Origin of the sequence: Bacillus daqingensis, from assembly GCF_042654445.1 — a bacterium.
GTDB lineage: Bacteria > Bacillota > Bacilli > Bacillales > Salisediminibacteriaceae > Alkalicoccus > Alkalicoccus luteus.
This window is the reverse complement of sequence record NZ_JBHSGK010000013.1, coordinates 206,328-229,253: the sequence shown is the minus strand read 5'-3', so window position 1 is coordinate 229,253 and position 22,926 is coordinate 206,328. Positions and strand designations below refer to the sequence as shown.

At 51.8% G+C, this 22,926-nt stretch carries 24 protein-coding genes; 9 read left to right on the top strand and 15 right to left on the bottom strand.

Annotation, left to right across the window (positions count from 1 at the left end):
• Positions 1-72: 72 nt before the first annotated feature.
• On the top strand, positions 73-666 hold the full coding sequence (locus ACFO4L_RS12375; protein ID WP_377909987.1) for an NAD(P)H-dependent oxidoreductase: 594 nt from the start codon (positions 73-75) through the stop codon (positions 664-666).
• Here the strand turns inward: ACFO4L_RS12375 and ACFO4L_RS12370 are convergent.
• Positions 659-1,378 carry a hypothetical protein gene (locus ACFO4L_RS12370; RefSeq protein ID WP_377909986.1) on the bottom strand — a complete coding sequence of 240 codons (720 nt, stop codon included), beginning with the start codon at positions 1,376-1,378 and terminating at the stop codon, positions 659-661. The genes ACFO4L_RS12375 and ACFO4L_RS12370 overlap by 8 nt on opposite strands.
• A 97-nt stretch (positions 1,379-1,475) precedes the next feature.
• Between ACFO4L_RS12370 and ACFO4L_RS12365 the strand changes: the two genes are divergently transcribed.
• Complete coding sequence (locus ACFO4L_RS12365) at positions 1,476-1,997, top strand: GNAT family N-acetyltransferase (protein WP_377909985.1); 522 nt, start codon at positions 1,476-1,478, stop codon at positions 1,995-1,997.
• Between the two features lie 36 nt (positions 1,998-2,033).
• Here ACFO4L_RS12365 and ACFO4L_RS12360 read toward each other — a convergent pair whose 3' ends face one another.
• Positions 2,034-3,203, bottom strand: coding sequence for a KamA family radical SAM protein (locus tag ACFO4L_RS12360; protein WP_377909984.1), 1,170 nt, complete (start codon positions 3,201-3,203; stop codon positions 2,034-2,036).
• Positions 3,204-3,398: 195 nt separating this feature from the next.
• Between ACFO4L_RS12360 and ACFO4L_RS12355 the strand changes: the two genes are divergently transcribed.
• Positions 3,399-4,262, top strand: coding sequence for a MurR/RpiR family transcriptional regulator (locus tag ACFO4L_RS12355; protein ID WP_377909983.1), 864 nt, complete (start codon positions 3,399-3,401; stop codon positions 4,260-4,262).
• 605 nt (positions 4,263-4,867) lie between these two features.
• On the opposite strand, the gene ACFO4L_RS12350 is transcribed toward ACFO4L_RS12355, so the two are convergent.
• The 3 genes from ACFO4L_RS12350 to ACFO4L_RS12340 form a co-directional block, all read right to left on the bottom strand.
• Positions 4,868-6,844: a TRAP transporter permease gene (locus tag ACFO4L_RS12350; RefSeq protein WP_377909982.1), complete on the bottom strand. Its 1,977-nt coding sequence runs from the start codon at positions 6,842-6,844 to the stop codon at positions 4,868-4,870.
• A gap of 173 nt (positions 6,845-7,017) precedes the next feature.
• Positions 7,018-8,121 carry a TAXI family TRAP transporter solute-binding subunit gene (locus tag ACFO4L_RS12345; RefSeq protein WP_377909981.1) on the bottom strand — a complete coding sequence of 368 codons (1,104 nt, stop codon included), beginning with the start codon at positions 8,119-8,121 and terminating at the stop codon, positions 7,018-7,020.
• A 226-nt stretch (positions 8,122-8,347) separates the two neighbouring features.
• A complete protein-coding gene (locus ACFO4L_RS12340) occupies positions 8,348-9,739 on the bottom strand; it encodes an MATE family efflux transporter (RefSeq protein ID WP_377909980.1) in 1,392 nt (463 codons plus the stop codon).
• A 201-nt stretch (positions 9,740-9,940) separates the two neighbouring features.
• Between ACFO4L_RS12340 and ACFO4L_RS12335 the strand changes: the two genes are divergently transcribed.
• The 6 genes from ACFO4L_RS12335 to ACFO4L_RS12310 all read left to right on the top strand — a co-directional run bounded on the left by ACFO4L_RS12335 (position 9,941) and on the right by ACFO4L_RS12310 (position 17,800).
• Positions 9,941-10,810, top strand: coding sequence for a helix-turn-helix transcriptional regulator (locus tag ACFO4L_RS12335; protein ID WP_377909979.1), 870 nt, complete (start codon positions 9,941-9,943; stop codon positions 10,808-10,810).
• 117 nt (positions 10,811-10,927) lie between these two features.
• Positions 10,928-12,616 (top strand): methyl-accepting chemotaxis protein, encoded by a 1,689-nt coding sequence (locus ACFO4L_RS12330; RefSeq protein WP_377909978.1) that lies wholly within the window; start codon positions 10,928-10,930, stop codon positions 12,614-12,616.
• A 330-nt stretch (positions 12,617-12,946) separates the two neighbouring features.
• Positions 12,947-14,290 carry a sugar ABC transporter substrate-binding protein gene (locus ACFO4L_RS12325; protein WP_377909977.1) on the top strand — a complete coding sequence of 448 codons (1,344 nt, stop codon included), beginning with the start codon at positions 12,947-12,949 and terminating at the stop codon, positions 14,288-14,290.
• Between the two features lie 66 nt (positions 14,291-14,356).
• A complete protein-coding gene (locus tag ACFO4L_RS12320; protein ID WP_377909976.1) occupies positions 14,357-15,667 on the top strand; it encodes a sugar ABC transporter permease in 1,311 nt (436 codons plus the stop codon).
• Entirely contained in the window at positions 15,668-16,534 is an 867-nt protein-coding gene (locus tag ACFO4L_RS12315; protein WP_377909975.1) for a sugar ABC transporter permease, read from the top strand.
• Between the two features lie 219 nt (positions 16,535-16,753).
• On the top strand, positions 16,754-17,800 hold the full coding sequence (locus tag ACFO4L_RS12310) for a LacI family DNA-binding transcriptional regulator (RefSeq protein ID WP_168005111.1): 1,047 nt from the start codon (positions 16,754-16,756) through the stop codon (positions 17,798-17,800).
• Positions 17,801-18,386: 586 nt separating this feature from the next.
• Here ACFO4L_RS12310 and ACFO4L_RS12305 read toward each other — a convergent pair.
• From ACFO4L_RS12305 to ACFO4L_RS12260, 10 genes are read right to left on the bottom strand one after another with little or no spacing between them, the layout of a single operon-like run.
• Positions 18,387-18,530 carry a hypothetical protein gene (locus ACFO4L_RS12305; RefSeq protein ID WP_377909974.1) on the bottom strand — a complete coding sequence of 48 codons (144 nt, stop codon included), beginning with the start codon at positions 18,528-18,530 and terminating at the stop codon, positions 18,387-18,389.
• Positions 18,531-18,553: 23 nt separating this feature from the next.
• Positions 18,554-19,072: a hypothetical protein gene (locus ACFO4L_RS12300; RefSeq protein ID WP_377909973.1), complete on the bottom strand. Its 519-nt coding sequence runs from the start codon at positions 19,070-19,072 to the stop codon at positions 18,554-18,556.
• A 14-nt stretch (positions 19,073-19,086) separates the two neighbouring features.
• Positions 19,087-19,620 (bottom strand): hypothetical protein, encoded by a 534-nt coding sequence (locus ACFO4L_RS12295; protein WP_377909972.1) that lies wholly within the window; start codon positions 19,618-19,620, stop codon positions 19,087-19,089.
• Between the two features lie 13 nt (positions 19,621-19,633).
• The gene (locus tag ACFO4L_RS12290) at positions 19,634-20,164 is read right to left on the bottom strand and encodes a hypothetical protein (protein ID WP_377909971.1); all 531 of its coding nucleotides are present in this window, start codon (positions 20,162-20,164) and stop codon (positions 19,634-19,636) included.
• A complete protein-coding gene (locus tag ACFO4L_RS12285) occupies positions 20,161-20,580 on the bottom strand; it encodes a hypothetical protein (RefSeq protein WP_377909970.1) in 420 nt (139 codons plus the stop codon). The genes ACFO4L_RS12290 and ACFO4L_RS12285 overlap by 4 nt, the downstream gene beginning before the upstream one ends.
• A gap of 27 nt (positions 20,581-20,607) precedes the next feature.
• A complete protein-coding gene (locus ACFO4L_RS12280) occupies positions 20,608-21,105 on the bottom strand; it encodes a hypothetical protein (protein ID WP_377909969.1) in 498 nt (165 codons plus the stop codon).
• Positions 21,106-21,120: 15 nt separating this feature from the next.
• The gene (locus ACFO4L_RS12275) at positions 21,121-21,711 is read right to left on the bottom strand and encodes a hypothetical protein (RefSeq protein ID WP_377909968.1); all 591 of its coding nucleotides are present in this window, start codon (positions 21,709-21,711) and stop codon (positions 21,121-21,123) included.
• Positions 21,712-21,739: 28 nt separating this feature from the next.
• Positions 21,740-22,312 (bottom strand): hypothetical protein, encoded by a 573-nt coding sequence (locus tag ACFO4L_RS12270; protein ID WP_377909967.1) that lies wholly within the window; start codon positions 22,310-22,312, stop codon positions 21,740-21,742.
• Positions 22,313-22,331: 19 nt separating this feature from the next.
• On the bottom strand, positions 22,332-22,520 hold the full coding sequence (locus ACFO4L_RS12265) for a hypothetical protein (RefSeq protein ID WP_377909966.1): 189 nt from the start codon (positions 22,518-22,520) through the stop codon (positions 22,332-22,334).
• A gap of 51 nt (positions 22,521-22,571) precedes the next feature.
• Positions 22,572-22,916 carry a hypothetical protein gene (locus ACFO4L_RS12260; protein WP_377909965.1) on the bottom strand — a complete coding sequence of 115 codons (345 nt, stop codon included), beginning with the start codon at positions 22,914-22,916 and terminating at the stop codon, positions 22,572-22,574.
• Between the last annotated feature and the right edge of the window lie 10 nt (positions 22,917-22,926).

The following is a 22,926-nucleotide window of genomic DNA, read 5'->3' as shown; positions in this document are numbered from 1 at the left end:
CGAAAGCCTGGCGTGAATCTTTCGCGTCAGGCTTTGCTGATGGTAAAAGGACAGTTGAAAGGAGATTTCGTTATGTCTGTAATGGTCATTTATATGCACCCGACAGAAGACAGCTTAAACGGGGCGATGCTCGCCCAGGTGCTGGAGGAAATACCGGAGGCCGTCTTGTACCGTCCCGGCGTAGATGGGTTTGATCCGCATTTAACGCATAAGGAATACAAGCGCAGCATGGAAGGGGAATATGAAGCCGACGTGGCCGAAGCTGCAAAAGATCTGCAGGCTGCAGATCACGTCATCTTTATGTTTCCGCTCTGGTGGGGCGGCTTCCCCGCTGCCGGCAAGGGATTTATTGACCGGGTCTTCGCTTATGGGGCTGCCTATGAGCTTAAAGGGGAAGAGCCGGTGCCGAAGCTCTCAGGCAAAGCATCGCTCGTGTTTACGACCGGAACGCCGCCCGATGTGTTTCATGAGGAAGGCCTGTACGATAATGTGGTAGAAGGTCTCGACAAGCACCTGCTCTCCTTTGTCGGTCTCCAACTGATGGATGTCGTTCATTTCGGGGATGTCATTCAGGCTTCAGACGAGCAGCGCGCGGACATGCTTACTCATCTGCGCGAAAAAGCAGCCGCCTGGCAGCGGCTGCATGGGAAGGAACGTACTATGTAAGCGGTACAGTGAAGGAGAAGCGCCATACGGGAAGCGACGCTGGAAATCGTTCCAGTTCGAGCTGGATCGGCAGCTCCTGTTCGGAGGCAAACGTCAGCTCTGCCCGGCCGCTGTAAGGCTCGACACTTGAGAAGACAGGATAAACGTACTCGTCTTCGTCAAAAAGCCTGAATTGATACTGAGCGGTGTCCTGGCGGGCCTGCAGATGACTGTCCTCAAGCACAAACTGGAGCGACGTGGCATCCTGCTCCAGTCCGCTCAGCTGAATATCGCCCAGCCGGACCGGCGTATCCTCCGCTTCAATGTAAAACGTATAGCCGTCTGCATACACGGCAGGCGTCACGTAAAAGGGCACGTGGATGTATCCCTCAGCCTCCGGCGGAGGAGGGGAAAGGGTCAGCGTCAGCGAAAGTTCATGCTCTTCCAGTCCCTCCCTGCTGATCTCAGAATCGATCAGGCGGTAGGGAACATCCGCATCATCCCAGACAAGATCCGGGAAGTCGAATTCATAGTCCGCTTCCAGAAGCGGCCGTTCGTCTGTATGTTCGAGCAGAAAATGAACGTCGACGCCGTCCCCGCCCTTCACCGATTCTACGTGCGTCATGTGGAGCGGCTCAATGGAAATGGACGTTTGTTCGTTTACCGGCTGCTCTTCAGGCGGCTCATCAGCGCTGCATGCCGCAGCGAGGAGCAGCCAGGTCCAATTGCGCATACGAACGCCTCCTGTCGTTGGATATCTTCCTATTGTATCAGACTATTACAGGAAAAAAGTCATGTTTTTGATGATGTATACGAAAGAAGGAACACGTATGACCCGTCAGCTAAAGCTGCTGCATGCATCGGCAGAGGCAGTATTATACGAGTTTGAACGAAAAAACCGCGCCTATTTTGAAGCCTTTATCCCGTCGCGCGGAGACGATTTTTATCGTCCCGAGGTGTTCAGCGAACGGCTTCAGCAGCTTCTCGCTGAACAGGAACGGGGCGAAGACCGCTACTACTTGTACTATGAAGGGGAGACGCTCATCGGCCGGATGAACCTGACGAACATCACCGGGGAAGGCACTGCGGAAGCCGGGTACCGGATCGGCGCAGCTGCGGCTGGGAACGGAGCGGCAACTGCCGGACTGGCACTGCTTCTCAACGAAGCTGCAGACATAGGCCTGACGACCGTGACCGCACGAGCAACTGTAACGAATCCGGCGTCAGTAAAAGTGCTGGAGCGCAACGGATTTGTGCCGCACGCTGTCGAATCGATCGTCTGGAACGGAATGAAGGATAAACTGCATCACTATACGTGTCACATCCCTGCAAAAAGACCGTCCCGGAGCTGAAGCTCGTCCGGAACGGTCTTTTTTGTGTCGGTCAGCCTACAGCTGTTCGGCTGTTTCTTTCTGCTTGATTTTTTCGTTGGCACCTGTGAACTCTTCCCATTTCTTCTTTGGCGGCTCCCAGTGTGCTTCGTTTCCTGGCAAATCATCAAACCAGGCAGCATCATCCGGACAGTCAAGCACCATGAATTTACCGTACTGGTTGTCGCGGGACTGGTGGTACTTCAAGTAAGCTTTTCCGTCTTCGATCGCCAGAATTTCGATTTTTCCGGACGTATGGCTCATGGAAAGACGCACACGCTTGCCGAGACCGGACGTTTTCGCTTTTGCCTGCTCGACGGCATCGTATGCTTCCTTCAAGGAGAGCACGAAGTCGTTGTTGCCGGCTACCGGACGGTTGATGAAGAAGTAGTACGGCGTTACGCCGGCCCAGGAAAGCTTATCGAGCAGCTCTGCAAGTACTTCCGGATCGTCGTTGATGCCGCGCAGTACCGGCGTCTGATTGACGACGATCGCTCCTGCGTTGTGAAGCGCCTCAAAGCCTTTCTTCGCTTCCGGCGTGATTTCACGCGGGTGGTTGATGTGTGCCATGACGTAAATGCGCTGCTCCGGCGTGGAGTATTCCCGAATCAGCTCATGCAGATCTTCATCCTCGTAAATGCGCATCGGGTTAAAGACCGGCATTTTCGAACCGAGACGAATAATTTTTACGTGCGGAATTTCGCGGAGCTGCTCGATGATTTTACGCAGCTTGCGCGTGGCAAGAATAAGCGAATCTCCGCCTGTCAGCAGCACGTTCGTGATTTCCGGATGGTTGCGGATGTACTCGATTCCCGGTGAAACATCCGACATGGCTTCTTTAATGTCATTACGGAACAGACGCTTGCGGAAGCAGTAACGGCAGTAAGCTCCGCAAACTTCAGAAACGATTAAGAGAGCCGTCTGGTCGTATTTATGCTGGCAGCCTGGTACGACGTAGTTCGTGTCTTCATCTGATGCATCCCAGCGGCCGTATTCCTCCAGCTCCCCCTCGTTCGGGATGACGAGCTTACGAATCGGATCCTGCGGGTCGCCCCAGTCGATGAGTCCAAGGTAATATTCGTTCACGCGGAAGACGAACTTTTCTGTGATCTGCTTCAGCTTGGCCTTTTCCTCGTCGGACAGGTGCGGCACCTTTTCAATATTCATAATGTACTTCGGCTGCGCCATCGTGCATCTCTCCTTTTTTCCATGATGTATCTTCATTTAAACATAAAGGTAAAAATTGGTCAAAAATGGATGATATCCTTTTCATTTTGATAAAGGTGGAGGGAATCATTCATTCTGAAAGCGATTTCTCCATGTGCCGGCTGGCAGAGAGGAGGAGTTTGATTTACACTAAGAAAAGGAAGGACGGTGCCGCCTATGACTGATATGAATGTATACGCACGCATCAGCCGTGCCCAGGAGGATTTAAGTAAATCCCATAAAAAAATTGCCCGCTACCTCGTCGAGCATCGGGAATCCGCACCATTTCTCACTGCGAGCCGTCTGGCTCAGAATGCAGAAGTAGGGGAAGCAACGGTGATCCGCTTTGCGACGGTATTAGGTTATAAAGGCTATACTGACCTGCAGCGCCATCTGCAGGAAGCGCTCACGAAAAAATATACGTCCGCTGAAGTGCTGAAACGGACGACGTCCGGCAAAGAAGCATCGCAGGAGACGATTACAGAGATTCTACACGACGACATGCAGAACCTGCAGGCTACGACCGAGCAGGTGGACCCGGCAGAATTTGAAGCGATTGTGAAAAATCTGATTGAGGCAGACCGCATTTATATTGTCGCCTATCGCAGCGCTGCGAGCATTGGCTCGTATTTAGCGTTTTATCTGGATCTCGTTTTACAGAACACCGAGCTGATCGAGGAAGCGGACGGGGTGTCGGAGCATCTGCTTGATATCACGGAGAACGATGTCGTCATCGGCCTCGGCTTTGCCCGCTACACAAAGCGGACGGTCGAAGTGATGAAGTACGTCAAGCAGCGGGGGGCGAATACGATTGTGATGACAGATCATCTGCTCAGTCCGCTCTATCCTTACGGAAATAAGCATTTGATCACTGCAACCGAAATCAATTCCTTCATTGATTCCTTCGCAGCTCCGATGAGTGTAGCGAGCGCCCTCATCACAGCGTTAACCCGGGCTGAGCATGACAAAGTTGCCCGGCGCCTGGAGGAGCTTGAATCACTCTGGGAAACGTTCGACGTGTTTCACGACGGCGGAAAGTAGACAAGGGTTGCTCTCGTATGGAAACATTTTCTGAAGAAAAGGCACGCAAAAGCCGTTCCCGCATGGTGCGGGAACGGCTTTTCAGGCTGTTGATAAAGTCAATTTATTTACATGTTTATTCGATTGATTGACTTTCCCCTCTGTTTACCGGCGGTAGCTTGCCGTGGGCTTGCCTTCAGCTATTTCTCAGGATAAACCTCTGAGAAAGGATCTTCAGGCTGCGCTAATTCCACAGGCGTCCCCGCCGGACACAAAGGGGAGATTAATTTGTTTGATGGAGAAAAACGTTTCATCCCGATTCGACATCGAAGCGCTGCCTAACGAAAGGTTCCCTCTAGATGGAACAAGCTCGTGTGAATCATCACCAGGGTTTTAACCGGACAGCCAGCTGCTAAATCGGAGGAAACTCGACTCCGAGAGGATCAGAACGAGGCGAAGATCCAGCGCTTCTGACGAAAGGAAGAAGCGGTTAGCTGAGGCCGTTCCCTCCGGAAAGCGAGTGTCCGCAGATGCAGGCAAATGCAAAGTCATTCACCTGAAATGACTTTATCAACACTCTGAAAGCCGTTCCCGCATGGTGCGGGAACGGCTTTTTAATCATGCCATTATGCTTTTTTAGCTGCACGCTTCTTCCGGATCGTCTGGAGAACAGCGATCAGAATGAAAATGACGAGCCCGCCGCCCTCTATCATGACGTTACCAGGATAGATGAGCATGATGCCGGCCGCAAACAGAAGCAGCCGTTCATACAACAGGAACGTATTGAAGAAGTAGCCCATAATGGATGCACTCACAGCCGCCATGCCGAGCATTGATGTAATAATCAACAGAACGACCGTTCCGAATTGGGCGTCTACAAGCAACAGCTGCGGATTGTAGACGAACACGTACGGAATAATGAAGGCTGCGATTGCAAGCTTGAAGGCGTTCACCCCGGCCCTCATCGGGTTCGCTTTGGCTATTCCGGCCCCCGCGTAGGCCGCGAGACAAACAGGCGGTGTGATGTCCGCCACGATACCGAAATAGAAGACGAAAAAGTGTGCTGCAATCTCCGGTACCCCGAAGTTGATCAGCGCCGGAGCGGCCATGGATGCTGTTACGACGTAGTTCGCCGTCGTCGGCAGACCCATACCGAGCAGGATGCAGGCAATCATCGTAAAGAAGAGAAGCAGGAACAGGTTCTCGCCTGCCATCTGAATCAGTCCGCCCGCAATCCGGCCTCCGAGGCCGGTGAAGACGACGGTACCGACGATGATCCCTGCGGTCGCACACGCTGCGATTACCGGAAGTGCAATGCGGGCACCCTGTTCAAAGGCGTCCAGAATGTCCTTCGGCATCAGGCGCGTATCCTTGCGCACATAACTTACGGCAAAGGCTGTACCGATACCCGTCAAAGCTGCATACGTCGGCGTAAAGCCGTTAACGAGCATCGTTACAATCACGATCAGCGGCAGGAGCAGGTAGGAGCCTTTCAAGAGCCCTTTGCGGGACGGAAGCTCTTCCTTCGGCAAACCGTGAATGCCGTACCGTTTCGCTTCAAAATGCGTGCCGAGGAAAACCCCGGAGAAGTAAAGCAGCGCCGGGATGATCCCGATGATAATAATGTCACTGTAGCTGACGTCTGACACGTACTCCGCCATGATAAAAGCTGCCGCACCCATGATCGGCGGCATAATCTGTCCACCGGTGGAGGCAGATGCTTCTGCGGCAGCGGCAAACTCGGGACGGAATTTTGCGCGCTTCATCATTGGAATCGTAAACGAGCCGGAAGCAACCGTGTTGGCAACCGAGCTCCCGGTTACCGTTCCCTGCATAGCTGAAGCCGCGACAGCAGCTTTAGCCGTACCGCCCGTGAAACGCCCGGTCATGCCAAAAGCGAGATCGTTAAAGTACTGGCCGACGCCTGTTTTCGTCAGCATGACTCCAAAGAACAAGAATAAGTATATATACGTTGAGGAGATTTGAATCGGCGTTCCGAAAATCGCGTCTGTCGAGAAGAACAGCCGCCGGGAAAGACCGGTCCAGTCAAAGCCTCCATGACCAAAATATGGAATGTTTGTTCCGAACATACCGTACACAATTGCAAGCGTACCAATAATGACGATTGGAAGACCAACCGCACGCCTGGTTGCTTCAAGCAGCAGCACGATCGCAATCGTCGCGACTGCTATATCATAGGTAGTAAAACCGACAATTCTCGCTGCGCCGGTAATCCACTCATAGCGGAATAAAATGTAGTAACACGAACCCATGGCAAGAAAGGCGAATATGACGTCGTACCAAGGGACGCCGTGTTTCTTTAACCCGCTTCGTTTAAATGGATAAAGAAGGAAAATAAGACCCATTGCTGTACCGAGGTGCACCGCTCCCTGCATCAGAGAGACGAGCGGACCGCCTGTCTGCGGAAAGGCCCGGTAAAGATGGAAAATCGTTAAGGAAACAGCGATGAAGGTAATCACCCACGCCCATTTACCGGTACGTTGACGGACGGAGGATTCCTTATCGTACTTGGCGAGCATCTCCTCTTTTTCTTTTTCAGTCATCAGTTCCTGATCATTGCGATCATTGTGCTGATCCGCCATAAAACCTCACCTCACTTATCTGAATCAATGCTGCATATCATCCGACGAAAGGCCAGGAAGTTTTTCCTGCTCTTTCGTCGCTGTTCCGCCAAAACTGGCAGAGCACAGGATTATGCAGGGCGGCAACAAGGAGACCGGACGAAACTGTCCGGTCTCCGTACCGCTTTGCTGTTTTAGTCGAGCCAGCCTTGTTCTTCAAAGTAGCGCTCGGAACCTGGGTGCATCGGCAGGTCGTCAGAACCATTCAGAGCGTTTTCCTCTGTAATGTTTTCTGCCTGTGGATGCGCGATTTCGTCCGCGTACTCGAACATTGCTTTTGTGATTTCATAGCCGAGATCTTCGTCAATGGTATCTGTGTTTCCTACAAGTACCGCAAAGGCAGTGATTGCCTGCACGTCTTCTTCAAGGAAGTCATAGGAATCAGCAGGAATATCGAAGCCTTCATAGCCGCTGTTTTCTTCAACGTAATCAACACCCTCGTCGCTGAGCGGCAGGAGGTCGATGTCAGAAGAAGCAGCAAGCTCTTCAATACCGCCGGCTGGAAGGCCGAGGAGACCGAAGGAAGCTGAAAGCTGTCCATCCTGGATACGGCCCTGTGCATCACCGAAGTCTTCTTCGAATGCTTCGTAGTCGCCGTCTTCAAGACCATACGCTTCTAAAATGAGGCGTGCAGCTGCCTGCGTACCGCTTCCTGGTGGTCCAATCGCAATCTGTTCGCCTTCAAGGTCAGCGACAGATTCGAAGTCGGAATCAGCAGGAATAACGATCTGCATCACTTCCGGGTAAATATGGCCCATGAAACCGAAGTTGTCGATTTCAACGCCTTCAAAATCGCCGTCGCCGGTCAGAGCGTCAACTGCTGGAAGATGAACCGTCATACCAAGATCAAAGTTGCCTTGGAAGATTTCCGAGAGGTTGTCCACAGAAGCACCGGATGATACGGCACTGAGGTCAAAATCATCGAAGTTCTCAATGTTGTTGTTCACTACAGTCGCGATCTCCTGACCGAGCGGGTAGTATGTACCCCCGGTGGAGCCGGTTCCCATCTGCAGGTTGCTGATGTCGCCGGACGCTTCGCCGCCGTCATTGTCTGCATTGTTGTCTGCTTCTTCGCCGTCATCGTCATTGAGGTCGGTTTCTGTGTTCTCATTCACGTTGCCGGACGCGTTGTCAGTGTTCTCATCCACGGTATTGCCGCCGCCGTCGTTGTCACCGCATGCAGCGAGGACGAGAGCACCGGAAAGCATGAGAGCTGACAGGGATGTAACCTTTTTCATGAACGTATTCCCCCTTTAGAAAATAGTGTCCGAATATGATGCACATATTCTTCTTCATTTAATCAGAATCATGGGGGAATGTCAAAACTTTCCCCGTATCTGACGCAGAAGAGCGGCGCCTGTGCCACTGCGCCGCTATCTGCTCCATTATGAGGTATTGAGAGGTTTATTGCCGGTGTGTATCATTCATATACTCCGTTAAAAACTGATACAGATGATACAGTCTTCAGCTGCCAGCTGTCTGGGGGACCGGTTCGTCCGTTTCTGCCGCGGGATTATCAGCAAACGACATTTTCTGCCATTTTTTCGTGCGCCAGCGCCAGAGCATGAGCAGACCGCGCAGCCATTCATCAAGCGCCATCGCAATCCAGATCCCGGCCAGGCCGAAGCCGAGCCAGATGCCGGCTCCATACGAGACGGTTACGGCCACGCCCCACATCGATAGGATCCCGATGTAAACCGGGAAGCGGACATCGCCGCCGGCCCGGAGCGCGTTGATGACGATCAAATTAAAGGCCCGCCCCGGCTCCAGCAGAATCGTCAACAGCAATAACGTCATGCCGAGCTCGACGATCTGCTGATTGGAGGTGAAGATAGAGAAAATCTGTTCACCTAAGATGTAGACGGTGATCGCTGCAAATGTAGAAACACCGATACCGATCGACAGGCTTCTGAGGCAGCGCCTGTATGCATCATCGAAGCGCTTTTCCCCGACCATATGACCGATGAGGATTTGTGTACCTTGCCCGATGGCGATAGAGAAAAGCAGGGTAAACATGATGATATTCAGCGTATAGACGCGTGTTGTCAGCGCGACGGTTCCCATGGAAGCGATAAACATCGTAATGACGACCTGAGAGCCGTTGTAGGCGAGGTGCTCTCCCGCTGTGGGAACACCGATTTTAAGCAGATCCCGTACGTCCCGTTTCGGAAAGCGCGCCGTTAAGTAGCTCCACGGCAGTTCGCCGCGCACCCGTCTGACGAGCAGTGCAAAGAGGACCACGGTCCCGATTGTGCGGGCAGCGGCTGTGCTGATCGCGACACCCATTGCCCCAAGCTCGGGGGCACCAAACATCCCGAAAATCAGGATGAAATTTCCGAATACGTTCAGCACATTCATACCGAGCGTGACGTACATCACGTCTTTTGTGAATCCATGGCTCTTCAGCACAGCACCGACGGTCATGATAACCGCCTGCACAAACGCAAAGCCGCCGACAATCTGCAAATAAATCAGCGCCATATCCATCAGCTCAGGCGGAAGGTTCATTGCACCGAGAATCGGTCTGCCGAAAAAGAGAAGTGCGGCGCTCAGCATGAGACCGGTGATGATGTTTAGTACGATCGAAACGACTGCTGTCTGCCCGGCACGCTCCCGGTCTCCGGCCCCGAGATACTGCGCAACGAGAATCGTCGTTCCCGTTGCGACAAAGCCAAACATGACGATAATGACGCTCATAAGCTGGTTGGAGACTCCGACCGCCGCAACCGCGTTGTCATCGTACTGGCTCAGCATGAGCGTATCGGCGTTTCCCATCAGCATATGAAGCAGAATTTCGATAAAGATCGGCCACGTTAGAGCAAACAGCGTCATCTGCCCGGCTTGTTTTTTCGACATACCGCACCCTCCTTTCTGGACAATCTATCTGTCTTTCTTCCTTATTAAACGGAAGCAGCGTTTTCGCATGAAGCCGTTATCATCGGAATGAATTGTACAAATCCGTTTACATACGTGGTACAGTTTAGCTGATTACAGCAAGTTGGCATAGAGACAAATCCGGTTAAACTTGAACGTTTCCGACCAGAGGAGAAGATGACGATGACGATGATCCATACATTAGTGCCGCCGCTTCCTACGTATGTAAAAGGAGGCGCAGGGATGTTTGCGAAAGGGACAAAGCACTTTGCACGCACCTTTCACCTGTTTGATTTTCTCTTTGTAACAAAAGGGACATTATATATGAAAGAAGCCGGGCAGGAATTTAAGCTGAAGCCAGGTGATTACCTCATTTTGGTACCGGACAGGCATCACGCCGGCTACCGCCTGTGCGAGGAGGATACGAGCTTTTACTGGGCACACTTCCAGCTGAATGCGCCGTTTACGGTTAAGCACGGGACGAAGCCGGACTGGTCGCAGGTATACCGCAGACAGGCGACCCATCAAACGCCGGATGAGTTTCAGCTGCAAATCGGACAGACCGGCACATTTGGATATCCGGAACGGGCGCAGACGGTGTTTGAAAATCTGCTTGCAGCGGAGCAGTCAGACGATCCGGAAATGAGGATGCACCGCCAGAGCCGTTTTTTTGACTGCCTGATTTATTTGCAAAAGGAAGCGATGGAGCTTCCGTCAGGCGCGCAGGAGGTCGCACGCAGAGCGATGGCCTATATTCAGAATCACTATAAAGCGGGTGTACGGATTGATGAGCTGGCCCAGCAGCTGCTCTACCATCCGGACTACGTAACGAGATCGATGAAAAAAGTGACGGGTCTCACGCCAAAACAGTACTTGCATCACGTACGTCTGGAAAAGGCGAAGGAGCTCTTGCAGCACGGCTCCTATCATGTGGAAGCTGTTGCAGAGGAAAGCGGGTTTCGGGACGTCAGCTATTTTTCCAGATTGTTTAAAGAGCGCGAGGGAATGACGCCCGGTCAGTACCGAAGGCTTATAGGACGAAGTGGTTTCTAGGTATAAAAGCATAGATTTGCAAACGGATACATGCTATACTTCCTAGTAAAGAGCAATGATGCAAGCGATTGCACCTTTTCGCGGGCATGCTCTAAGTCGAGGAAAGCAGGGGATAGCATGAAACAGAAGCGATTGGTGAGGAGGCTCTATGTGCTCACCGTGATGCTCGTACTCATTTGTGCCGGGACCGGTGCCGTACTGTTTACTTACATATCGGAGGCAAGCGTTCAAAGTGCAGAGCTGGAAGAACTGGATGCATTTCAGCAGCATTATTACGATTTATCCGGACATTTACAGGAGCTGAGCCTGATTCAGCTGCAGCTTTCTCAAACCGGCTGGCGCGAGCAGGGCGCAGACAGGATGGAAGAGCTGCTTGTCGAATCCGCCAGCTTGCTCGATGCCCTGCAGGCCGACGCCGGTGACGGCGATCTGGCTCACTATTTGTCCTTCATGGAAGAACCGGTGACGCTTTATCAAGCTCACTACGAGACGTATTTCTCCACCATCTTTACAGGCGATGAAGCAGCACAGACGGCGAGCCGGGTTCTGCCGGGTGTCACAAGGACAGAAGAGCAGCGGGCTGCGTATGATGAACGGATTCAAGCCGTGCTGCAGGAGGATCGGGAAGCGGCTCAGGCAGCCGCTGACGGGGCGCTTGAAGGGGCGGGAACGGCTGCTTGGAGCGGTCTGCTCATTTTGATTCTTGTACCGGTCGTTCTGCTTGGCTTGTTTGCCCGGGCTATATCAAAGGGTCTGCTTCATGTTATGAAGCGGATTCGCGCCTTCGAAAATGGCGATTTAACGTATAAGCAAGCATCGAGAAAGGATGAATTCGGCTCGATTGACGAGGCGTTGGGCCGTTTAGGGGCAGGACTCGCCGCCTATCAGGCTCGTTCCCGGGAGGCAGGAAGGGATGTACGTCAAATAGCTGCCGCTGCGGCTGAGCGATCGCACGGACAAAGTGCGGCAGCTGGCGATATGGAGCAGCATACGCGCACACTCAACCGAAAAATGGAGGCACAGTCTGTCCAGACAGCTGCGATTTCTGCCGCGGCTGGCCAAATGTCGTCGTCTGTAGATGCTGTCAATGGATCAATGGAACGGCTGCATGCGTTTATGCAGGAGCTGCAGCAGGAGTCTGCAGACGGACTCTATGCAATGGAGGAAGTCGAAACCATCGTTGCCGAGGTCAGTCACGAGAGCAGAGACGCAGCTGCAGGCGCTCTGCAAATGAGTCAGGATCTCGAACAGATGGATGCTTTTTTAAACGGCATTCGCGACATCAACCGGCAGACGGAGCTGTTGGCAATCAATGCATCTATCGAGGCAGCAAAAGCAGGAGAAGCAGGCAGAAGCTTTGCCGTCGTGGCAAAGGAAATCCGCCGTTTGTCGGAGCAAACAGCTTCATTTGCGGAAGAAACCGGCAGCGGACTGATGACGGTGCGCACGGATGCAGCTACGCTGAGTGAAACATTTTCTGCGCTGAGTGAGCAGATCGCCGAAGCGTCATCCGCTACAAAAGCTGCAGGTGCTTCTTTCAGGAAAATAGAAGAGGGCAACCGCCGTGCAACACGTGAGCAACAGGAAGTAAAATCCGCTGTAGAAGAAATGAAGCGCGCGCTTTTAGAATCAGCATCGCATACTGAAGAACTGGCATCTCATGCAACGGAATTGCTTTCCAGAACAGGGGAGATGGAGGAAATCATCCGCGTGCAGTATGTACAGCAGCGCGAACTTTCCAACGAAGTGAGCAGACTTGAAGAAATGGCTGAAAGCCTTGATACGAAAGAGAAAGAGACTGCCTGAGAGGCAGTCTCTTTTTGCAGGTAAACAAAGAAGTCAAAAAACTTCACATAAAAAGCTTGTATTTAAACGAGGGAACGTGTATATTGAAATCAGAAAGTGATGCAAACGATTTCACTAACGTTTCCGCAGTCGGGAATCGCGTATTCACTTCTTATGCAATCGGTTGTCTTAATTGTGTCATGCCGGCGGAAGCAAAGCCTTACGGATGGCGAGCGCTGTTCTTTTTTACAGGGACTATGCAAGCGATTACGTAAAGCGCTGTCAAACAGGCATACAAATAGAGACACCACCTTTCATTATTCCAACATTCATTTAAGGGGGAAACTGGTAATGAAAAGAAGTAAATCACTCTTGGTCACGCTTGCAGTTGTACCGGCACTGATGCTTGCTGCCTGCGGCGGCGACGACGCTGAGAACAACGGCGGTGCTGAAAACAATGGCGGAGCGGACAACGTAGAGAACAACGCAGACACGGACAACAACGCGGACGACGCGGAAAACGATGGTGAAGAAGCAGCCGCTGACGGTGACGCTCCAGAACCGCCGGAAGAGCTCACTATGTGGGTTAACGATGAAGAAGCACAGCTTGATGCATACGAAGAAATCGTACAGGGATTCGAAGAGGAGCACGGCATTGAAGTAAGCATTACACCTTACTCCATGCTCGAGCAGACAGAGGGTATGTCTCTTGACGGACCGGCCGGACAAGGACCTGACCTTTTCTTCCAGCCGCACGACCGTCTTGGTGACATTCACCTGCAGGGTCTTGCAGCGGAGCTTGAGCTCACAGAAGATCAGCAGGAGCGTCTGAGCGAGTACAACGAAGAAGCAGTAACATCATTCAGCTTTGACGGCATTCAGTACGGCATTCCGGCAGTCGTCGAAACATATGCACTCTTCCATAACACGGATCTCGTTGAAGAAGCTCCGGAAACGATGGATGAGTTGATGGACGTTGCACGTGACCTGACGGACGGCGATCAGTACGGATTCCTTATGGAAGCAACGAATTTCTACTTTACCTACCCATTCCTGACTGCTGAAGGCGGATACGTATTCGCACAGGATGACGATGGGGTCTATGATCCGGAAGATATCGGACTGAACACGGATGGTGCCGTAGCAGGCGCTGAAACGATCCAGTCCTGGTTTGAAGAAGACCTGATGCCGACTGGTATCGACGGCGACATCATGAACGGCCTCTTCACAGACGGAGATGTCGGCATGGTCGTAACGGGTCCATGGGCGATTCCTGAATACGAAGAAGCACTCGGCGACAGCCTCGCTGTATCCACGCTTCCGGAACAGGACGGAGAGCCGCTCAGCTCGTTCGCAGGAAACAAAGGCTGGCTCGTGAACTTTTACACGGAACACGAGTACTGGGCAACAGAGCTTGCGCTTTACCTGACGAACGCAGAAAACTCGGAAACATATTTTGAAGTAGCCGGCGAGCTGCCTGCGCACACAGCAGTTGAAATCGACGACGAGTTCATGGGACCAATCTTCGACCAGACTGAATTCGCAGAGCCAATGCCGAACATTCCTGAAATGTCCCAGGTGTGGGATCCAATCGGGGAAGCAATGGAGTTCATTTCCCAGGGAGATGACCCGCAGGAAGTACTCGATGAAGCTGTCGAGCAGATCCGCGAGCAGATCGCGATCAGTCAACAATAGTTTAGAGCAGGAGGGCTGGGCGGCTCAGTCCGGCCCTCTGTTCTTTCAGATTTGGAGGTAGCATCTATGGCTGCAAAAAAAGAACGTGACCCAAATACAATTGTGGTCAATCCGAAACATAATCCGACCTTAGCCGCTCTTTTGTCCATCATTCCCGGACTCGGTCAGGCATACAACAAGCGCTTTATTAAAGGCGCGGTCTTATTCATTCTCTTTGCAGCTTTTGTGATTGCTGCAGTTGATTTCATGTCAAACGGCCTGCAGGGTCTGATCACACTCGGGGATGTCCCGCGTGAAGACGACTCGAGAGTGTTCCTTAGTAACGGAATCATCTCGCTCATCCTGCTGACCTTTTTCATTGCTTTTTATGCCCTGAACATTCAGGACGCGCTGAAAGACGCAAAGAGAATTCAATTAGGCTGGCAAGTACCGAACATTCGCGAAGGATTTAAAAACGCATGGGACGCAGGGTTTCCATACCTGCTCGTTGGTCCGGGACTGCTGCTCCTCGTGTTTGTTGTTATTTTCCCACTTATGTTTATGGTATTTCTCGCATTCACAAACTACAATTTATACAACGCACCGCCGCGAAATCTGCTTGAATGGGTCGGTTTCCAAAACTTTGTAAACCTGTTTACGATTAACGAATGGCGCAACACATTTATTAACGTGTTGTCCTGGACGCTGATCTGGACGTTTGTCGCGACGACGCTGCAGATCGCGCTTGCCTTGTTTTTGGCAACGATCGTCAACGATCCACGCATCAAGTTTAAAAAGCTGATCCGCACCGTATTCATTCTGCCTTGGGCAGTACCGGCATTTACGACGATCATCATTTTCTCTGCGTTGTTTAATGACAACTTCGGGGCGATCAATACGGGAATTATTCAGCCGATCTTCGGCACCGGCATTCCGTGGCTGACTGACGCTACGTGGACGAGAATTGCGATCATTATGATTCAAGTCTGGCTCGGTTTCCCATTTGTTTATGCTCTCTTTACCGGCGTGCTGCAAAGTATTTCGGCCGACTGGTACGAGGCAGCGGACATCGACGGCGCAAGCCGGATTCAGAAGTTCCGCCACATTACGTTCCCGCACGTGATGTTTGCAACGGCACCGCTTTTGATCATGCAATACTCGTTTAACTTCAACAACTTTAATATCATCTATCTGTTCAACCAGGGGGGACCTGCCGTCAGAGGCCAGACCGCCGGTGGCTCAGACATACTCATATCGTGGATTTACGGGCTTACGTTCGAAAACCAGCAGTTTAACATGGCTGCGGCAATTTCGATTATTCTCGGTCTGCTGGTCGCATCGTTCGCGTTCTTCCAGTTCCGCCGGTCCCGTTCCTTTAAAGAGGAGGGAACATTCTAAATGGCTGCTAAAACAAAGAAACCTCTCGATAGAAAGCTGGTTAACCGTCTTGAACTGATCGGAAGCTACACGGTTATCGCGATCATGTTCGTCATTATTTTGTACCCGCTCGCCTGGGCGCTCGGTATCTCGTTAAACACAGGTACCGGCGTGTACGGCGCATCGATTATTCCGGATAACATTACGTTTGAGCACTATGCGTGGCTGTTTACCGACCCGCGCAGTAACTACCTGCTCTGGTACCGAAATACGCTGATTGTTGCCTTTTCCGTGACGATTATCGCAACCTTTATGATTGCCCTGACAGCGTATGCGTTCTCCCGCTACCGCTTTAAGGGACGAAAAAACGGCCTTTACGCGTTTCTGCTGCTGCAGATGTTCCCGGTTCTCATGGCGATGGTGGCACTTTACATCCTTCTGAACACGGTGAACCTGCTCGACAGCCTGCTCGGCTTGATTATCATTTACGTCGGCGGGGCGATTCCGATGAACGCCTTCCTCGTAAAAGGATATTTTGATACGATTCCGCGTGAACTGGATGAGTCGGCGAAGATTGACGGAGCCGGACATTTCCGGATTTTCTTCCAGATCATGCTGCCGCTTGCAAAGCCGATTCTCGCCGTCGTTGCGCTGTTTAACTTCATGGCCCCGTTCATGGACTTTATCCTGCCGCGTATCGTGCTGCGGAGTCCGGAAAACTTCACGCTCGCACTCGGTCTGTTCAACTTTGTAAACGACCAGTTTGCGAACAACTTCACCCGGTTCGCTGCCGGTGCGATTCTGATCGCGGTTCCGATCGCGCTCGTTTATCTCTTCCTGCAGCGCTACCTGATCTCCGGTCTGACTTCCGGAGCAACAAAAGGATAACCGTTCAACCAGTGGGGAAGGAGGCAGCCGCCTGCTTCCCCCTTTTTTAAAGGTTAACCGAGGAGCGCTTTTTTCACGCTGCGTTTCCAGCTTTCGGGGGACGGGTAGAGAAGAAGACATGCGTAATGTGAAAAGGGTATTCAAAATGTTTGTGAAACCCTTTACAATAGAAAGAAACGAGACCTGTTTTTTACAGACAGAGAAAAGGGGTTGAAGACCATGACTGTAACGATAAAAGACGTCGCCAAAGCTGCCAGCGTTGCCCCTTCCACCGTATCCCGGGTTATTTCAGACAGTCCCCGCATCAGCGACCGGACGAAAGATAAAGTACGTGAAGCGATGAAGCAGCTCGGCTATCACCCGAACTTCAATGCCCGCAGCCTGGCGAATCAGACGACGAAAACGATCGGCGTCATCATGCCGAACTCCGCAAACAAAACGTTCCAAAATCCGTTCTTCCCGGAGGTTATCCGCGGCATCAGTACGAAGGCGCACCAGCTCGAGTACGGTCTTTACCTCTCGACAGGCCAGTCGGATGAAGAGATATTCGAAGAAGTGCAGCATATGGTACAAGGAAAGCGCGTCGACGGCATTATCCTGCTGTACTCAAAGGTGAATGACAAAGTAATGAAGTATTTACACGAGCAGAACTTTCCGTTTACGCTGATCGGCCGTCCGTATGACGAGACAGTTCGTGGTGTTTCCTACGTGAACAACGACAACTTCAAAGCTGCGAAGACAGTAACGGAATACTTGCTGCTGCTCGGTCACAAGCGGATCGCTTTTGTCGGCGGGAACCTCGATTACGTCGTGACGATCGACCATATGGAAGGCTACCGCCGTGCGTTAAATAACGCTGGTATTGAGGTGTGCGACGATTATATCGTCTTTCACGAGGAGCTGCAGGAAGGTGGCCAGGAAGCTGTTATCGACCTGATGAGCCTGAGTGAACGTCCGACAGCACTGATCGTCGCCGATGACATTATGACGTTCGGCGTCATGCGCATGCTGAGCGAAATGGAAGTGAACGTGCCGGACGATATTTCCATCATCAGCTTCAATAATGTCATGATCTCGGAGCTCTCGGCACCGCCGATGACGACGGTGGACATTAACATTTACAGCCTCGGCTATGAAGCAGCGAACCTGCTCATTGATAAAATTCTTCACCCGAATATCGAGGCACGAAAAATTCTCATCCCCCATAAAATGATCAAGCGCCAGACGTGCCGCCGACTCGTCGAAAGCGCCAAAAAAACCGTGTAGAGCGATGCTCTGCACGGTTTTTGTTTTTGGAAGGGAGTATTATAGCGGGTACACCATTGTACGAAAAAGTGGTCACCCTGGGTTGCCGGCGAAAGTTTTCAAACTGCGCGGCAAACGTATTATTTGGCAGCGGAAACGTTTTATTCTCCGGCCCCAACTTATCATATCGAGGTGCAATCTTATTACCGTTATCAACAATCGTTCGCAATAGCGAAAAACGTTTCATTCAGACTCTGAAAGGGATCATTCTCCAACCTGAAGGTATCATTTGCATAACGGCAAGCTGTATAACAAAAAAACAGCTTACGGATCGCAGCTGGAAAGCCGAGCAGGATGATGCTGATGTAAATAAAAGCTGGCGAAGGTAAAGTCGACCGACAGCCAGAGCTTGAACGTTTCATGCGTCGTCTATGCAGGCATCGTGACAGCGATGATGAGAAATACAGAAAGACGTGGCAGCTCCAGCGCCCTAATAGGTAAACCGTGAAAAGGATCATTAAGGTAATTGGCAATGGGAGAGTGCGATCCCAAAGTTTCCGACCGTAGCGTGCAAACAAATCCGCCTTTAGCAAACGGAAAGGGAGGATTAAAAAAAGCTTAGCGAGTACACATATAAAACAACTGGGATGAAAACGAGCATCGCCCCGCCGAACATAGTCGTTACCATCATGATCAGCATGCGGATCACGTCGTAGACGGCGCCTGCCAGATCCTCTAAAAATGAGAGCATAGGAGAACCTCCTTTTTTCATGATCACAGCCAGGTCATCAGCGCCAGTGCAGCAGCGGCGAGCCAGGCGATGGCTGCAAGCGCCGTGGTCTTCGCAAGGCGCTTCGTGAGGTCAGCACGGATTTCTTCTTCCGTGCGCCCTGTGTACCGGTAGGCCTCAGCAAATATAGATGCATTCACGATCAGCGCGCCCATTGCCCCGGCAACGATGACGGTCTGAACGCTGTACGGCCCGTCCGGAAGTCCCCCTGGCCACGTGATGACGATCAGTGCTGCGACACCGGCATAAAGGAGGCCGGCTCTGCGGCGGTTCAGCCGGTATGCAGGTCCGGCAAGCTCTTCCCGTTCTTCATGCAGCCGGCGAAACGGAAGATCAGTCATGTGCACGATCGCAGCACCGCCAGCGAGAGCTGTTACAAAGAATCCGGCGAGCGCTGTATGGAGTGTGCCAACGAGTGCGACAAGCACAGCTGCTGCAAGCAGCAGTAACAGCGCAGTGTTTAAAGCCGCCGCATAGGTCAACTGAAGTCGGTTTTCTGTCATTCCTTTGACCTCCATTAGTATAGCTGGATGAGGTATACACCCATCAAAACAGCCCCGATAATACCGGCAATACCCACTGTGTAAAAGACATTCATCAGCCCGGACACTTCACCACCGGCGCCTTCATCATACTGTGTCACTTGCAGGAATGTCGCTACATTCAAAATAGGCACAATCAGTAGAAATCCACCTGCGACCCACCAGCTGAAGCTCGTTTGCTCGAACTGCGTAAAAGCTTGAAACAGTAAAAGCAGCGGAAGTACAACACTGAGCATTTTTTGGCTGGAGCGGTCCCTAGCAAATCGGACCGGACTTGCTTCCTGTTCGTGACGGTCGAGCTCTTCTAAAAAGGAAATCGGCACGGCGCTTTTTCCACGGAAAAGCCGGAAAGCCTGGAAAATAAACAAGGCGGCCGCTGCAAACAGAAGGATTGAGATCCCGGGCAGTCCAGCTGCAGAGAGAGCTATATACGTCATGATAATGGCGACTAAGAGGGCGTTCATGAACAGGAGCTGTTTTTTTCGTAACGTTTTAATACGGTCTGACATGTCGGTTCTCCTTTTATCCGGCATACACTACGCCGGCAAGAATAGCGGAACTAATTGTAACGCCGGCTGCATAGGGCAGCATCGTTTGAAAAGACAGTTCGGCGCCGCTCCCCTCATCATAACGCTTCATGCGAAGATGTAAAAGTACGTACGTCAGCGGAGCAGCAAGAACTAAAAAACCGATAAACTGCGAGCTGGTCTCCGTTTCGGACGTGAACTGCTGCACGCCATTCGAGAGCAGAAGCACTGCGGAGAGTGGATAACCGAGCTTCAGCGCCAGCGCGTCCCGCTGCCAGCGGCGGGGCCAGGCTTCTCGTTCATGCTGGTCAAGCTCGATTAAGAAAGGAAGCGGAAACAGTCGAATCGACGCCATAGCGGAGAGAAACTGCAGCATGAGAACACCTGCAAACGCAATAAAAAGCAGGGCAGATGCAGGAAGTCCTGCCAAGGTGAGAATAGCATAGAGAGCCACGGTTAACAGAAAGAGAAACGTCGTCAGCTGAATTTGCTTTAAGCGGAGCGATTGCAGTCGTTCCCGAGTCATGTTTCAGCTGCCTCAGCCTTACGATCGAAGCGGCGTACACGTACGTATATCCCAATATTTCCAGCAATGGTACCGGCAATAACCGGGACGAAAGGATCTGCAGAAAGGTTGCTGAGGGGAACAAGCACGCAAATAACAGCCAGCACCGGCATGAAGTATTTCGATCTGTTTTTTTCTTTTTGAACACGCTCGGGATCGACTGCCATTTCATGCGCTTCGAGCTTTTTTTCGTGAGGCAACAGGGCGAGCGTATTATCGCGCCATAATCGGACGGTGAAGACGAGTAAGAGAACAGCACCTGCAGTAAAAAGGATGGTCAGGCCTGTTTCCTGAAGCACGGCAACGAAGATAAGAGCTGCGAGAAAAAAGGCGTTATACAGGGCAAATTGTTTTGTTCGAAGCGAGCGAATGGACATAATCAGCCTCCAGTAGTGAGTACGAATTTATTGTAAGATGACGGTGAAAAGGACGATGCCCCAAATGAAAACAGCCCCAGGTGTACTCCAGAGCAACGCGATTTTAAACTGCTTTGGTTCTGCGTCCTCAAAGCGATCCCATTCAAGCTGGTGACCGAGCACTGATCCCGCAAGCAGGATGATCGCAAAGATGGAAAAGAATCCTGGATGTACCAAAAAGAAGACGTGGTAGGCTGAAAAGCCAATCAGTAAAAATAGCGTCCCCAGGCCAATCAGGCCGAGACCTTGCATGAGAGACGTCAGCATCCAGTACAAGCCGCCGCGTTCGTGTTTTCGTTGCTCGAGCGGATCCAGATGCGGAAAGCGGATCATGATCAAGGAAAGGACACCGGCAGCAATGATCAGCAGGGAAAAGGTGAGCCCGGCCGTCGCCGGATCTGTCCAGAGGATGGCCGCGAGCTGAATGACTGCACCAGCAGTCCAGGGAAGAGACCGTACGATGAACGATTGTGTTTTCGGTGTCATGCATAAGTCTCCCTTCTACAGTCCGGGCACTCCGGCGTTAATAAAAAAGTAATGAATCGCAAACAACGACATGACCTTCCATTTCGTAAACTTCGGCTTCAGCATCTGATATTCCCAGCCCGCGGTTGCCAGATCAATCGGTTTTTTCTCAAAGTGGTAGTAGACGACGAAGGTGAGCAGAACGAGAAGCGTGAAGCCGGTAAATTCAGCCATGGTTAACGAGTAATACGTCCCCGGCTCGGTCAGCCAGCCGCCTGTCAGCAGCAAAACAACACCGAAGGCGCTCAGCCAGGCGTAGCGCTTCTGACGCGGATTATGCTGTTTTACTGCTTTTGGCCAATCCGGGCCGAGCTTTTGCTTTTCGTACGCCTCAAGCCTTCTGGAAGCGGCGAGCCATGGTTCACGGGGACCTCGCTGTATGCGGTAAATGGTGTACGACGTCAGCGCAGCGGCAGCAGCAAACAGGAGCAGCTGCAGCGGAATGACGTGCGCAAGCAGAGCACTGCCTGCACTGTACGCTACGATCATCCCGGCGGACGCCAGCTTCTCCAGGCGGCGCAGCCGGTAAAGCTCATATTTTGATAAGGAATCAGGGTGGGCAGACATGATATGTCCTCCTTCGCGAGATTTCGAATCAGGTAGTCGTTTGATCGACGATTCCAATGACGGTTAAAAGAGCAAATAACACGATAAAAACGATTATGACACCGGTGATGATTTTGTTCTCCTTGTATGCCGTTATCGTATCAGAGCGGTCCAGCTGAAAGCCGCTTACGAAAACGATGGCACCTGTTGAAAGCATTGCTAAAGCGATGAACGAGAGAGAGGCGGGGACAGTCGTTGGAAGTGCTATATGATCCAGCTGATATAAAGCGGAAAGCACAAGCGCGAGGCTTAAAGCCCCTTGCAGCATACCTGCTTTCGTGCGCATGTTCTGTCTCCATTCATATAGCGGCCAGCTGTCACCGAGCTTGTCAATTTCATACAGCTGCAGCCTGCGAATCGACGAAAACCGGGAAAGCGAAACGTCTTTTGTTTTCCAATGATACGTCCGCCATCCAATAAATACCGTAACAGCGATAAATAGGACAATCTGAAGGGAAAACACGAGTTGTAGGGCAAGCAGCACCCCCATTACAATTCCCGATATGAAACTTTTAATGACGACTTCTTTCAAGCGCAGGACGCGTCGTTCAGTTTGGGTCACGATGGATCAGCCTCATTTACTAAAAAATCACGATATCGAATTGCTCAACAACGCCAAAGACTGCCAGGACGAAAAAGAAGTATACGATTAGGTTTGCAACATCTGCAGACTGCTGGTGATCCTTAAATTCTTCAATCGATTCAGCTTTGTCGACAGCGGCGTAGTGAAAGGCGTTCGTGAGGACCGTCACCGCCGTCAGCATCAGCACCGTCACGAGGCCGCCGGCAAAGCCGAAGCGAATCGGTTCATCTGCTGGCAGCTACGTGATGCCGGCCCACGTAATCGCGAACGATACGGCTATATAAAGCCTCGTAGACAGGCGGCGATTTTTCTGGACGCTTTTATACGCCGGCCATTCTGTTCCTAGTTTTGCCCATTCGTACTGCTGGGCCTGACGGAAAAGAGACAGGCGGGGATTCGGAACCTCTTTTCGGGACAAACGCAAAGTAGTTAGGATAATCCCGATGAGCAGGATCGAGGCTGCAGCGTAACGAATGGTCAGCTCGGCCTGTTCAATGACAACTAACGTAACGGAGAGCAGAACCGCCGTGCTGCAGGCGATCACGCTCAGCTGCTTGATGCGAAGTTTGCGAATGGAAGACACGTCTGACACC